We start from the raw sequence: 12,658 nt of genomic DNA, 5'->3' as shown, positions 1-12,658 counted from the left end.
CGCCCGGACGGTCGGCGGGCCGGGTCAGGAGGAACTGGCGGCCCGTTCCGGAGCGGCCGTCGCCGCGGGCGGTGCCGCCTCCGGGCGACCGGTCAGCAGGGACTCTCCCACCACGACCGCCAGCGCGGCGAAGGTGACCAGCGCGCCGATGCCGAACACACCGCGGGCGCCCAGCGGCGTGAGCACCAGGCCGCCGACCGCCGCGCCGACCGCGATGCCCACGTTGAACGCCGCCGAGTTGGCCGCGAAGCCGATCTCGGTCCGCCCCGGGGCGACCACGAGGATCCGGGCCTGGGTGGCCATGAAGACCGGCGCCGCCGAGGCGCCGAGCAGCGCGAGCATGGCCACCACCGCGACCTTCTCGGTGGCGAACAGCCAGAGGCCGAGCAGGGCGACCGCCTGGAGGCCGATGGTCAGCACCAGCGACCCGTTGGGGAGACGGTCGAGGATCTGGCCGACCCCGCTCACCCCGGCGATGCCGGCGAGCCCGAAGACGAAGAGCAGGACGCTCACCGTCTCGTCGGTGAAGCCGGTGACGTCGGTGAGCAGTTGGACGACGTAGGTGAACCCGGCGAACATGCCGGTCACCGAGACGGCGGTGGCCAGCAACGTGACGACGAACCGGCCGGTGTTCGGGGCGGACCCGTACGCACCGTGGCTGTCCTGCGGTCGGCTGGTCGGCAGCAGCACCGCGATCAGCACCAGCGCGGCGAGGGAGAGCGCGGTCAGCACCAGGAACGGCGTCCGCCAGCCACCCTGCTGGCCGAGCCAGGTGCCGGCCGGTACGCCGAGCACGGTGGCCAGCGAACCCCCGACCGACATCACGGCGATCACCCGCCCGCGTACCTCGGGTGCGAAGAGCCCCACCGCGACCGGGGCCATCACCGCCCAGAAGAGGGCCTGGGCGATGGCGGTCACGATCCGGGCGGTCAGCAGCACCCAGTAGCTGGCCGCGACGATCGAGACCAGGGTGGACAGCACGAGCACCGCCAGCACGCCGGTGAGCACCCACCGCCGGGGCAGGTCCCGGGTCACCTGGGCGAGCGGCAGCGAGACGACGGCCACCGTGAGGCCGTAGCCGGTGACCAGGTAGCCGACCGAGGAGAACGTGACGTCCAGGTCCTCGGAGATCAGCGGGAGCAGGCCGATCGGCAGGTTCTCGGTGGTGTTGAAGGTGAAGGCGGACAGGGCGAGCGCCAGCAGTACGGTCACACGCCGCCAGGTGGCGGAGGAGGACATTCGTCGGCCGTTCCTTTCCGGGCTACGGAGGCCCGTGGTCGTCTCCGGGCTACGGTGGCCCGTGGTCGTCGTCGGGGTCGGTGTCGGTGTCGGACAGACAGCGGCGCAGGGCCCGGCCGAGCGCGGCCAGTCCGCCGTCGCGCCAGATCGAGTAGTGGTCGCCGGGAACGACGAGTTCCGTCACGTCGGAGGCCAGCTCGTCCCAGCGCATCAGCTCGGCGGAGGAGTCGGCGGCGCGGACCAGGGTGACCGGACCGTCGTACCCACCGGTGGGCCGGAACCGGGCCAGCGCCGTGAGGTGGGCGTCGAACAGCGCGTACCGGTGCAGCAGGAAGGAGGGGTCGAGGTCGTCCGGGACGACACCGGCCCGGGACAGGGCGGTGAACGCCGCCTCCGGCGTGCTCCCGGCGGGCAGCCCGGCGAGTACCGCCGCGGCCGGCTCGACCGGCTGGCCCGAGGTGGCCAGCAGGTCCAGCACGAACCTCGTCGTCCGGGCCAGCCCCTCGGGATGCCGCACCAGGGTGGGCACGATGCTGTCGACCAGGACCAGTGCCGGTACGTCGAACCCGGCGGCCCGCAGCCGCTGTGCCAGGTGGTACGCGACCACGCCCCCCATCGACCACCCGAGCAGGGCGTACGCCCGGTCGGGCCGGGCCCGGCGCAGGGTGTCCAGGTAGCCGGCGGTGAGTTCGGGCAGCGAGCCGACCGGCGGCCGGTCGTCGTCGAAGCCCGGTGCCTCCAGAGCCAGGACCGGCCGGTCCGCGTCGACCAGGGCCGCCAGCGGCAGGTAGGGATAGGGGGAACCGGAGATGGCCGGTACGCAGCACAGCGCGGGCCGGTGCCCGGTGGCCCGGATGGTCAGCACCGCCTCGTCGTCGGTCATCCGTCCGCCCGATCCCCGGTCGTGCCGTCGATCCGGGCGGCGAGGTCGCGGACCGTGGCGGTGCCGTAGAGGCGGCGCAAGTTCAGTCGCACCCCGAAGGTCCGGTTGATCCGGCTGACCACCCGCATGCCCTGCAACGAACTGCCGCCCAGCGCGAAGAGGTTGGCGTCCACGCCGACCGCCGGCACGCCGAGCACCTCTCCGAAGATCGCCACCAGGGCGGCCTCGGTCGGGGTGCCCGCGGGGACGGTCCCGCCCGGCACGGCGACCGGGTCGGGGTCCGGCAGCGCGGCCCGGTCGATCTTCTGCGAGCTGGTCAGCGGGAACTCGTCGAGCACGCACCACGCGCCCGGCACCAGGTACGCGGGGAGCACCGCGTCGAGGTGGGCGCGGAGTTCGGCCGGGGTGGGCGGCGGGTCGTCGGCACCGACGTACCCGACCAGGCGGGGTTCCCCGCGCGGGTCGGGGCGGACCACCACCGCCGCCCGGTGGACCCGTGGGTGGGTCAACAGGGCCGATTCGATCTCGCCGGGCTCGACCCGCAGCCCGCGCAGCTTGACCTGGTCGTCGAGGCGGCCGAGGAACTCGAGTTCACCGGCGGCGTTCCAGCGCACCAGGTCGCCGCTGCGGTAGACCCGCCCACCCGGTCGGAACGGATCGGGGACGAAGCGTTCCGCGGTCTGCGCGGGCTGGCCGAGGTAGCCGCGGGCCACCCCGGCCCCGCCGACGAGCAGCTCGCCGGGGGCACCGCGCGGGGCGAGCCGCCCGTACCGGTCCACCACGTACAGCCACCGGCCGGGGTGGGGGCGGCCGATCGGCGGCGGGCAGTGCGCCCGGACCGGGGCGCACTCGTGGTCGGTGCAGGCCACCGAGACCTCGGTTGGACCGTAGAGGTTGACCAGGCGGCGGCCCGGCGCGGTCCAGGCGTGCACCAGGTCTGTGGTCAGCACCTCGCCGGCGCTCAGCACGACCCGCAGGGTGGGGTGGCCGGTCGGGTCGAGGCTGCCGAGCATGGTCGGGGTCAGCCCGAGGTAGGTGACCCGCTGCGCCCGCATCAGCGCCGCCACCTCGTCCGGCGCGGATCCCTCCTCGGGGGAGACGAGCACCAGCGTGGCGCCGACGGTGAGCGCGGTGAGCACCTCGCCGAGGGCCAGGTCGAAGGTGGGCGAGCAGAACTGGAGCATCCGGTCGTCCGGACCGAGGTCGAGCACCCGGCGGTTGCGGTCGACGAAGCAGGCCAGTCCGGCGTGGTCGAGCGCCACCGGCTTGGGTGCGCCGGTCGACCCGGAGGTGGTCACCACCGCGGCCAGGGTGGCGGCGGTGTGCGCGGGCAGCGGCTGCGGTGCGGGCGGCCCGGCCGTCGGTGCGTCCAACGGCAGCACCTCCCGGCCCGGCAGCGGCGGCAACCGGTCGACCAGGGCGGACCGGGTCAGCACCACCGGCGGGTCGACCGCGTCGACCAGGCGGACCAGTCGTCGGGCCGGGTGCGTCGGATCGAGGATGGTCACCGCGGCGCCGGCGCGCAGCACCCCCAGCACGGCGACGACCAGGTCGAGGTCCCGGTCGGCGACGACGGCGACCACCCGCTCCGGGCCCGCCCCGTGCCGGACCAGCCGGAGGGCCAGCGCGTCCGCCCGCCGGAGCAGCTCGCCGTAGGTCAGCTCCCGGCCCCGGCAGACCGCCGCCACCGCCTGCGGGCGGGCGGCGGCGACCGCCGCGATCCGGGCGTCCAGCGTCCGGCCGTCCGGCCGGGCCGGACCGCCGTCGCCGAGCTCGCGCAGCGCCGCCCGTTCCCGGTCGGACAGCAGCGCCAGCCGCGACAGGGGACGGGTCGGGTCGGCGCAGCCGGCTGCCAGCAGGGTGGTCAGGTGGTCGAGCAGCGCCTCCATCCGCCACCGGTCGAACAGCTCGGTCGCGTACGTGAGGTGCACGTCGACGCGGTCGGGGGTGACGGCGAAGTCGACGGTGAGGTCGAACGGGGACCGCTCCGACGGGGGCGGGACCAGGTCGGCGGTGAGGCCCGGCAGGACGAGCCCGTCCCCCGTGGTGTCCGCGCCGAGCAACTGTACGCAGACCTGGAACAGCGGGTTGCGCCCCTCGCTGCGGACCGGCCGGACCCGCTCGACCACCGTCGAGAAGGGCACCTCGTCGTGGTCGTAGAGGCCGAGGCTCGCCTCGGCGACCCGGTCCAGCAGCTCACCGAAGGTGGGGTCACCGGACAGGTCGAGGCGGAGCACCACCATGTTGACGAAGAGCCCGACCACGTCCTCCAGGTCGGCCTCGGCCCGACCCAGCAGCGGCACGCCGAGCGGCAGGTCCTCCTGGCCGGCCTCGGTGGCGAGCACCGCCGCGAGGGCCGCGGTCAACAGCATGAAGGGGGACACCCGGTGGTCGCGGCAGAGCGCCGCCACCCGGTCGCACAGCGCGTCGGGCAGGGGCCGGACCACCGTCGCGCCGGCCCGCCCGGTGGCGGCCGTCCGGGGGCGGTCGCTGGGCAGTTCCACCACCGGGACGTCCCGTAGCGTCCGCTCCCAGTGCCGCAGCCCGGCCTCGAGCGTCTCCGGCGTGAGTCGGGCGCGCTGGGCCAGCACGTGCGCGGCGTACGTCCGGCCGGGCGGGGGCAGTCGCGGGGCGTGGCCGGCGACGGCGGCGGCGTACCCGGCGGCCAGGTCCCGGCGGAGCACCCCGGTCGACCAGCCGTCGGTGACGATGTGGTGCAGGAGCAGCAGGAGGACGTGGTCGCCGTCGGCGACCCGCAGCAGCAGGAAGCGGTACAGCGGACCGACCCGCAGGTCGAACGGGGTGGTGACCTCCGCCCGCAGGATCCGGTGCAGGGCCGCCTCCCGGTCGTCCGGGGTGTCGCCGGGCACCGGGCGCACGTCGAGCCGGGCCGGGGACGGCGGGGCGATCTCCTGGTACGGCGTGCCGTCCTCGGTGCCGAACGTGGCCCGCAGCGCGTCGTGCCGGGCCACCAGGGCGGTCAGCGCGGCCCGGAGCGCGGCGACGTCCAGCGCCCCCCGCAACCGGTAGACCAGGGGACTGTTGTACGTGGACTCGCCGGGGCTGAGCTGGTCCACCAACCACAACTGCTCCTGGGCGAAGGAGAGCGGCAGTCGGGTGCTCGCGGCCGGCGCGGCGGCTTCCGGGAGCACGCCGCCCACCGTGGGGGCAGGGGACGTCATCGTCGGCATCCTTTCACGGGTCGACCGGTCATGGGGGGACGCCGGAGGTGTCACCGGTGCTTTTCCGGTTTCCCCGGGGTCCTGTTCGGACTGCGGTCCGCCAGCCCGTTGCTCGTGTCTGGCCGGACGGTGTATGTATCGACAAACCTTGCTAGATTGCGTTCGTTGTCCAATCGCGGGGAGGTTGATTTCTGGTGTACCGGGAGCCGATCGCGGAAATCGCTGAGCTGTTCCACGTCTATCAGTCCGGTCTGGTTTTCCACGCGATCTGCGCGGTGGCCAGGCTGGAGATTCCGGACCGACTCGCGGACGGTCCCCGGCCGGTGTCCGAGCTGGCTGCCGAGGTGGCCGCCGACCCGGACGCGCTGCGTCGAGTGCTGTGCCTGCTCGACGGACACGAGATCGTGGTGCACCACCGGGAGACGGACCGGGTGTGGCTCACCGACCGGGGGGAGCTGCTCCGGCGGGACCATCCGATGTCGGTCTGGGCCACCTTCGCCACGCTCGGCGTCTCCGACGTGGCGCACCGGCTGGTGGACACGATCCGTACCGGCCGTCCCGCCGTCCCCGGCGCGCTGGGCACCGGGTTCTGGGAGTACCTGGCGGACCGTCCCGACCAGCAGGCGGTGTTCAGCCAGGCGATGGCGGAACAGGCGCGGCTGCTGTCGCTGCCCTGCGTACCCCTGCTGGACTGGCCCGACGGCGGCACGGTGGTGGACGTCGGCGGCGGCAGCGGGGTGCTGCTGGCGGCGGTGCTCGACGCCGCACCCGGGCTGAAGGGGATCCTGCTGGACCAGCCGCAGGTGCTGCCCCGGGCGGTGGACCGGTTCGGCGAGCGCGGGCTGGCCGACCGGGCCGACGTCCGGCCGCACGACCTCTTCGCGCCGGTGCCCTCCGGCGACGTGTACCTGCTCTCCCGGGTGCTGCACGACTGGGACGACGAGGCGGTGGTCGGCATCCTCGGCGCGGTCGCCCGGGGCGCGTCCCCGGGCGCGCGGCTGCGGATCTTCGAGGACCTGCTCCCCGAGTCGGGGCCGCTGGCGGCGACCCAGGCCTGGTCGGACGTGGTGATGATGGTGCTGTACCCGGGGGCCCGGGAGCGGACCCTCGGGCAGTACCGGGACCTGCTGGAGCGGGCGGGCTGGGTGTTCGGGCGGACCGTCGCCGGGCCACCCGGGATGCACGTCATCGAGGCGTCCCGGAGTGCCGACGATCCTCGGTGAGCGCCGCCCCGGCCGCCGGTGGGGCCGGGGTCAGCGCCAGGTCGAGTCGGCGGAGCCCGTTCAGGAAGTTCGACGGCTGGCGGACGACCGCACCGGCGACCTGGAACGCCTCGACCCGCCGGGCCAGGGTCTCCAGCAGGCAGCGCAGCTCCAGCCGGGCGAGGGCCGCCCCGATGCAGTAGTGCGGCCCGCCGCCGAACCCCAGGTGGGGGTTGGGCCACCGGTCGATCAGGAAGCGCTGCGGATCGGCGAAGACCGTGTCGTCGGCGTTGCAGGACGGGAACCACACCACCACCCGGTCCCCGGCCCGGATCGCGGCGTCGCCGAGGGTGGCGTCGACCACGGCGGTCCGCATCGCGTGCATGGGCGGTGAGGTGTAGCGGAGGATCTCCTCCACCGCCCGGTCGGTCAGCTCCGGGTCCTGCCGCAGCCGTCGCCAGGTGTCCGGGTGCCCGGCGAAGGCGAGCATCGCGCCGGAGGCGGCGTGCGGGGTGGTCTCCAGCCCTCCGTTCATCAGGCCGTCGCAGTTGAGGACGATCTCCTCGTCGGTGAGCGGCCGGCCGTCCACCACCGCCTGCGCCAGCGCGCTCACCATGTCCTCGCCCGGCTCGGCCCGTCGCCGGTCGAGCAGGTCGCCGAAGTACAGGAAGATCTCGGTGTGCGCCTCGGTCCGGGCCGCCGTCGCCTCCGGGCCGCGGTCGTCGTCGTCGAAGGCCCGCAGGGTCAGCCCGACCAGGCGGTCCCAGTCGGCGGCCGGCACGCCCATCATGCCGAGCAGCGCCCACGCGGGCAGCAGCGCGGTCAGCTCGCCGACCACGTCGAACGGGGTACCCCGGTCGAGCAGTTCGGCCAGGCGCGCGTCGAGCCGGCGGAGCAGTTCGGTGCGGAGCCCGGCCAGGGCCCGGGGCGTGAACCAGGCCGAGTGGGCGGTCCGCAGGCGACGGTGCGCGGCGCCGTCGGCGACCACGAGCATCTGCCCGGCGGCGGCGCGGACGGCCTGCGGACTGCTGCCCAGGCGCATGCCGAGGGTCGAGGTGAACTCGGCGGGCCGGCGGAGCAGGTCGCTGCCCGCCCGGTGGCCGGTGACCGACCAGAAGCCGCCGTCGGTCGACTCCTGCCAGGCGACGGGGTGCCGGTCACGGGCCTGCCGCCAGACCGTCAGGTGCCGGTCCGTGGTGAACAGGTGGGGGTCGGCCGGGTCGAAGTCCGGTCCGCCGGCGGTGAACAGGGGAGTACGGGTCAGCACGGTCCCTCCCATCGAGGCGCGGGAATGGCGGGAACGGGTGCCATAAATGGGCAGCGAGCGTCGCACGCCGCCGGCTCCCAGCTCATTCCGGAGCGTTTTCCATCACTTATTTCCTGGCGCTGGATAATGTGGACCAGTGGGTTATGCTCGGCTCATGTGACCACCCGTGAATTGTGCGGACGAGGTCGTACCGGGCTGGTGCGGAAATGCCGCCGCCCGATCCGATGACAACGCGGGACCGACCGGACCGTGGGAAACCGCGCCGGTTTCTCGACGCGCGTCCGCCGGGCGTGGGGGAGGAAGCGACGATGTTCAAGGAAGCGACGTTGTACTCGCCGGTGATCCTTACGGAGAACGGCACGGTCTCCGTGGTGTTCGCCGAGGGGCACCCGGGCCGGGACGACCCGGCGTACGAGCGGCACCGGGCGCGGATCGCGAAGGCCGCCCTGGACCACGTGCCCGGCGGCCCGGTCGCCGACGTGGAGTACACCGAACAGGAGCACGAGCTGTGGCGCATCGTCGGCGCCGAGCTGCGCGAACGGCACCAGCGGTACGCCTGCCGGGAGTTCCTCGACGGCGTCCGCCGGCTCGACCTGCCCACCGACCGGTTGCCGCAGCTCGGGGCGGCCTCGGCGCGGCTGACCGAGCTGACCCGGTTCCGGTTCCGGCCGGCGGCGGGCATCGTCGAGATGCGCGACTTCTACGGTTCGCTCGCCGACGGGCTGTTCCAGGCGACCCAGTACATCCGGCACTGTTCGATGCCCCGGTTCTCCCCCGAGCCGGACATGATCCACGAGGTGGTGGGGCACGGCAGCGCGCTCGCCAGTGACCGGCTCGCGGCGATCTACCGCCGGGTGGGGGCGGCGGCCCGGCAGCTGGAGAGCCGCGAGGCGCTCTCCGTGCTCTCCCGGGTCTTCTGGTTCACCCTGGAGTACGGCCTGGTCCGCGAGGACGGTGAGGTGCGCGCCTGCGGGGCGAGCCTGCTCTCCTCGATCGGCGAACTGGACCAGTTCCGGACGGCGGCGGAGATCCGGCCGCTGGACGCGGCGGCGATGGGCGCCCAGCGGTACCGGGTGGAGGACTACCAGCCCGTCCTGTTCTGCGCGGACTCCTTCGACCATCTGGAGGAGTTCCTCGACCGGTTCCTCGACGGGATCGTCCGGGGACAGTTCGCCGGGGCCGTCGGGTCCTGACCGGGGCGCACCCGCCGGGCCCGTCCCGGCCGCCACCCGCCGGCGCGGGGCGGCCGGGCGGGTCACGGTCCCGCCCCGGCCCGCGCCGACCGGTGGGCCGGTGCCAGCACCCGCAGCAGGTTCCCGCCGAGCAGCAGCTCCCGGTCACCCCCGGAGACCCCGTCGAACACCTGTGATCCGTCGCAGATCTCGGCGAGCAGCCGGGGCATTCCGCCGGTGAGCTGGTTCAACGGCCAGTCCGTACCAAAAATGATCTTGTGGTTGACGCCCAGCCGGAACAGCTGGTTCAACCGCTGCGGCCAGCCGGTGCCGGGCGAGCCGGCGAAGCCCCCGGTGTCCAGGTAGACGTTGCGCCGGTGCTGCGCCAGGTACGAGGTGACGTCGACGTGGCTGACCCCGCCGTGGCCGAGCACGAACACCAGGTCCGGGAAGTCCCGGGCCGCCTGGTCGACCAGGATCGGGTGGGCGGGGCCGAAACTCAGGCTGCGTCCGGTCGGTCCGGTGTGCACGAAGACCGGCATCGACCGGGCCAGGCACTCCTCGTAGTACGGGTAGAGCGCCCGGTCCGACGGCGAGTAGCCGCAGGGCGGGTAGAGCTTCATCCCCTCGAAGCCGTACCGGTCCACCAGGTCGGCGAACTCCCGCACCCCCGCCTCGCCCCGGCGTGGGTCCGCGCCGAGGTAGACCCGGAACCGGCCGGGATGCCGGGTCCGGATGCCGTGGTGCCGGCGGGCCATCTCCGCCATGGGCAGCGGGGTCGACATCACCAGCCCGAAGTCGGGGACGAGCAGCACCGCCGTGGCCACCCCCGCGACGTCCATCTCGGCGACCAGCCGGTCGGCGTGGTGGTCCTGATGCTGGGCCACGTACCCCTCGACCAGGGTGGACAGCGGCGGGGCGGTGGTGACGGCGCTCAGCCCCCGGTGCATTCCCGCCGCCACGTCGGTCAGGAAGGCCCGGGGGATGAAGTCGGTGGAGGCGACGTGGCAGTGGCCGTCGTGGATCATCGCCCGAGGCAGTGGTCGAGCAGGGTACGGATCGACGCGTTCGGTCCCGGCACGAAGCTGGTGAAGTCGAACCGGAGATCGAACCGCTCTTCCAGGAACGACACGAAGGCGACCATGCCCATCGAGTCGAGCAGCCCTCTGGCCAGCAGGGGGGTGTCGGCGTCCAGGTCGACCGGGAGGTCGCCCTCGTTCCACTCCCGGACCCACTCGATCGCTTCCTCCTGCAACACGGTCGCGTCGACGCTCACTGGTGGCCTCCCGGGGTGATGGCGGCGACCGGGTCGCCGGCCAGGCGAAGGATGGTCTCTCCCATGATCATTCTTTGGTGGGAGGGACGGACGCCGGCGAAGACGCCGTCCGAGGTGAAGGCGGCGAGCACCGCCGGCAGGGTCGTCGACATCCGGTACGACGGCCAGCAGGTGCCGAACACGATCTTGTGGTTGATGCCGCTGCGGAACAGCCGGTTCAGGTGCGCCACCCAGCCGTCGGCGGAGAGCATCGACGGGAACTGGCTGACGTCCAGGTGGACGTTGGGTCGGTGGGCGCACAGGTAGGAGGCCTCCTCCACGTGGGTCACCCCGCCGTGGCCGAGGACGAAGTTCACCCCCGGGAAGTCCCGGGCCGCCTGGTCGACCAGCAGCGGTGGGCCGTAGGTGAAGTCCAGCGGCGCCCAGCCCGGACCGGTGTGGGTCAGCACGGGCAGCCCGCGCGCCGCGCAGACCTCGTAGTAGGGGTAGAGCCGACGGTCGCTGGGGGAGTAGCCGGCCGGTGGGTAGAGCTTCAGGCCGGCGAAGCCGTACCGGGTCACCGTCCGCTCGAACTCCTCCGGCCCGGCCGCCCCGTCGCGCGGGTCCACGCCCCAGAACACCCGGAACCGGCCCGGGTGCCGACGGCAGACCCGGTCGTGCAGGCGGGCCAGCTCGTCCGGGGGCGTGGCCCGGGGCGAGACGTGGGAGAAGTCGGCGGCCACCAGGAAGGCGGATGCCACGCCGGCGGCGTCCAGTTCGGCGACCAGGCGGTCACCGTCGTGATCGGAGTGGATGGCCAGCAGCCGTTCGGTCACCGCCGTGCGGCCCACGTCCCGCCCGTGCGCGGACAGTCGGTGGTGGATGTTCGCGGCCTGCTCCTCCAGGTACTCCCGGGGGATGACCCGGTCGCTGGCCAGCACCACGTGCCCGTCGACGATCATGCCGAACCGGCCCTGGCCGGCGCGTCGGGAGCGACGCGGGACGGGCCGGGCGAGCCGGGCCCGTCGGCCGGCCCGTCGGCCCCGACGTGGTCGGCGAACCAGTCGGCCGCGGCGGTGCGGCTGAGCTTCAGGTTGGCGGTCAGGAACCGGGGGTCGCCGCGCAGCGGCGTGGCGCTGAACGCCACGGCGGCGAGCCGCTCGTGGCTCGGCAGGCCGGCGTTGACCCGCTCGACGCCGTCCCGCACGGCCGCCCGGCTCTCCGCAGTGTCGGCCGCCGGGGTGACGATCGCGCCGAGCCGGTGCGACCGGGTCGGCACCACGATCAGGTCGACCACCCCGGGGACCCCGGTGAAACGGGCCTCGATCTCGGCCGGGTGCACCTTCCGGCCGTTGCCGAGGGTGATCACGTCCTTCTTCCGCCCGAGCAGGGTGAGGAAACCGTCGGAGTCCAGCCGGCCGTAGTCGCCGGTGACGATCGTGCCGTCCGGTTGGAAGGTCTCCGCGGCCACCTCGGCCGGCACGTCGAAGTAGCCGAGGCTCAGCGGGGCCGGTCGCCGGATCAGCAGCTCACCGTCGGGGCGGAACTCCACCGCGTCCGGGTCGATGAGGCGACCGACCGTGCCGACCCGGTGCGCGTCGGCGGTGTTCCAGGCGATCATCCCGCTCTCGGTCATCCCGTACGCCTCCAGCAGCGGGACCCCGCCGGCCCAGAACGCGTCCAGGGTGGCCCGGGAGATCGGGGCCATGCCGGTGATCATGAAGCGCATCCGGCCGCCCAGGAACTCGGGCAGCGGCGTGTTGGCCGCGCTGCGCGCGTGCAGCTGCCGGGCCGCGTCGTAGAAGACCGGGGGAGCGATGACGAAGGTCGGCTGTTCCTGCCGGATCGCCGCGAAGACCCGCTGGTACGGCGCGAGCACCAGGTCGGCCCCCACCCACAGGCAGCAGTAGACGGAGAGCCGCTGCTGGTAGTTGGCCAGTGGCAGGAAGATCAGGTGTCGGTCGGCGGAGGTGACCGCGAAGGCGTCGACGAACCGGTTGATCACGTACTCGGTGCCGGCCCGGCTGATCCGCAGGCCCTTCAACGCGCCGGAGGTCCCCGAGGAGTAGACCAGGCTGTGCAGGTCCGCCGGGATCTCGCCGACCGGGTGCGGCCGGCGGCCGGTCGGGTGCACCCGGTCGCCGTCGACCAGCAGGGCCAACCCGTGCCGGTCGGCGAACCCGGCGTCCACCGTGGTCTCGTCCCCGAACGCCTGGAGCACCGCCCCACGGGCCAGCACCGCCAGGTCCCACACCACCCAGTCGATGCTGTTGCCGGCCCGGATGCCGACCACGTCGCCGGGGCCCACCCCGGCCACACGCAGTCGGCCGACCCGCTCGTCGACGGCCTCGGCCAGCTCGGCGTGGGTCAGTTCCCGCCGTTGCCCGGCGGCGTCGATCTCCACGATCCGTGCGGTGCGCCGGTCGCGGTACCGGGCGGTCAGTTCTGCCAGGTTCAT

The 12,658-nt window shown here is 73.8% G+C and carries 10 protein-coding genes; 2 read left to right on the top strand and 8 right to left on the bottom strand.

Annotated elements, in window-relative coordinates:
- Positions 1-24: 24 nt before the first annotated feature.
- From AB0F58_RS12760 to AB0F58_RS12750, 3 genes are read right to left on the bottom strand one after another with little or no spacing between them, the layout of a single operon-like run.
- Positions 25-1,239, bottom strand: a complete 1,215-nt coding sequence (locus tag AB0F58_RS12760) for an MFS transporter (RefSeq protein WP_357142153.1) — start codon at positions 1,237-1,239, stop codon at positions 25-27.
- A gap of 49 nt (positions 1,240-1,288) precedes the next feature.
- Complete coding sequence (locus tag AB0F58_RS12755; RefSeq protein WP_357142151.1) at positions 1,289-2,122, bottom strand: alpha/beta fold hydrolase; 834 nt, start codon at positions 2,120-2,122, stop codon at positions 1,289-1,291.
- A complete protein-coding gene (locus AB0F58_RS12750; protein ID WP_357142149.1) occupies positions 2,119-5,304 on the bottom strand; it encodes an amino acid adenylation domain-containing protein in 3,186 nt (1,061 codons plus the stop codon). Before AB0F58_RS12750 ends, AB0F58_RS12755 begins: the two co-directional genes overlap by 4 nt.
- 194 nt (positions 5,305-5,498) lie before the next feature.
- Between AB0F58_RS12750 and AB0F58_RS12745 the strand changes: the two genes are divergently transcribed.
- Positions 5,499-6,527, top strand: a complete 1,029-nt coding sequence (locus tag AB0F58_RS12745) for a methyltransferase (protein WP_357142147.1) — start codon at positions 5,499-5,501, stop codon at positions 6,525-6,527.
- On the opposite strand, the gene AB0F58_RS12740 is transcribed toward AB0F58_RS12745, so the two are convergent.
- Positions 6,490-7,773, bottom strand: coding sequence for a cytochrome P450 (locus AB0F58_RS12740; protein ID WP_357142145.1), 1,284 nt, complete (start codon positions 7,771-7,773; stop codon positions 6,490-6,492). The two genes, AB0F58_RS12745 and AB0F58_RS12740, sit on opposite strands and share 38 nt — an antisense overlap.
- Positions 7,774-8,081: 308 nt before the next feature.
- On the opposite strand from AB0F58_RS12740, the gene AB0F58_RS12735 reads away from it, so the two are divergent.
- Complete coding sequence (locus tag AB0F58_RS12735) at positions 8,082-8,966, top strand: phenylalanine 4-monooxygenase (RefSeq protein WP_357142144.1); 885 nt, start codon at positions 8,082-8,084, stop codon at positions 8,964-8,966.
- Between the two features lie 62 nt (positions 8,967-9,028).
- Here the strand turns inward: AB0F58_RS12735 and AB0F58_RS12730 are convergent, their stop codons facing one another.
- From AB0F58_RS12730 to AB0F58_RS12715, 4 genes are read right to left on the bottom strand one after another with little or no spacing between them, the layout of a single operon-like run.
- The gene (locus AB0F58_RS12730) at positions 9,029-9,973 is read right to left on the bottom strand and encodes an amidohydrolase family protein (protein ID WP_357142142.1); all 945 of its coding nucleotides are present in this window, start codon (positions 9,971-9,973) and stop codon (positions 9,029-9,031) included.
- Positions 9,970-10,221, bottom strand: a complete 252-nt coding sequence (locus tag AB0F58_RS12725; RefSeq protein ID WP_357142139.1) for an acyl carrier protein — start codon at positions 10,219-10,221, stop codon at positions 9,970-9,972. Before AB0F58_RS12725 ends, AB0F58_RS12730 begins: the two co-directional genes overlap by 4 nt.
- On the bottom strand, positions 10,218-11,162 hold the full coding sequence (locus AB0F58_RS12720; RefSeq protein ID WP_357142137.1) for an amidohydrolase family protein: 945 nt from the start codon (positions 11,160-11,162) through the stop codon (positions 10,218-10,220). Before AB0F58_RS12720 ends, AB0F58_RS12725 begins: the two co-directional genes overlap by 4 nt.
- Positions 11,159-12,658, bottom strand: a complete 1,500-nt coding sequence (locus AB0F58_RS12715) for an AMP-binding protein (protein ID WP_357142135.1) — start codon at positions 12,656-12,658, stop codon at positions 11,159-11,161. The genes AB0F58_RS12720 and AB0F58_RS12715 overlap by 4 nt, the downstream gene beginning before the upstream one ends.

Origin of the sequence: Micromonospora sp. NPDC023956 (assembly GCF_040639195.1) — a bacterium.
GTDB lineage: Bacteria > Actinomycetota > Actinomycetes > Mycobacteriales > Micromonosporaceae > Micromonospora.
This window is presented reverse-complemented; position numbering and strand designations above follow the sequence as displayed.

Excerpts from the sequence above, each read along its gene's own strand:
- AB0F58_RS12715 (WP_357142135.1), bottom strand. The coding sequence starts at position 12,658 with ATGAACCTGGCAGAACTGACCGCCCGGTACCGCGACCGGCGCACCGCA.
- AB0F58_RS12760 (WP_357142153.1), bottom strand. The coding sequence starts at position 1,239 with ATGTCCTCCTCCGCCACCTGGCGGCGTGTGACCGTACTGCTGGCGCTC.
- AB0F58_RS12735 (WP_357142144.1), top strand. The coding sequence starts at position 8,082 with ATGTTCAAGGAAGCGACGTTGTACTCGCCGGTGATCCTTACGGAGAAC.
- AB0F58_RS12755 (WP_357142151.1), bottom strand. The coding sequence starts at position 2,122 with ATGACCGACGACGAGGCGGTGCTGACCATCCGGGCCACCGGGCACCGG.
- AB0F58_RS12730 (WP_357142142.1), bottom strand. The coding sequence starts at position 9,973 with ATGATCCACGACGGCCACTGCCACGTCGCCTCCACCGACTTCATCCCC.
- AB0F58_RS12720 (WP_357142137.1), bottom strand. The coding sequence starts at position 11,162 with ATGATCGTCGACGGGCACGTGGTGCTGGCCAGCGACCGGGTCATCCCC.
- AB0F58_RS12750 (WP_357142149.1), bottom strand. The coding sequence starts at position 5,304 with ATGACGTCCCCTGCCCCCACGGTGGGCGGCGTGCTCCCGGAAGCCGCC.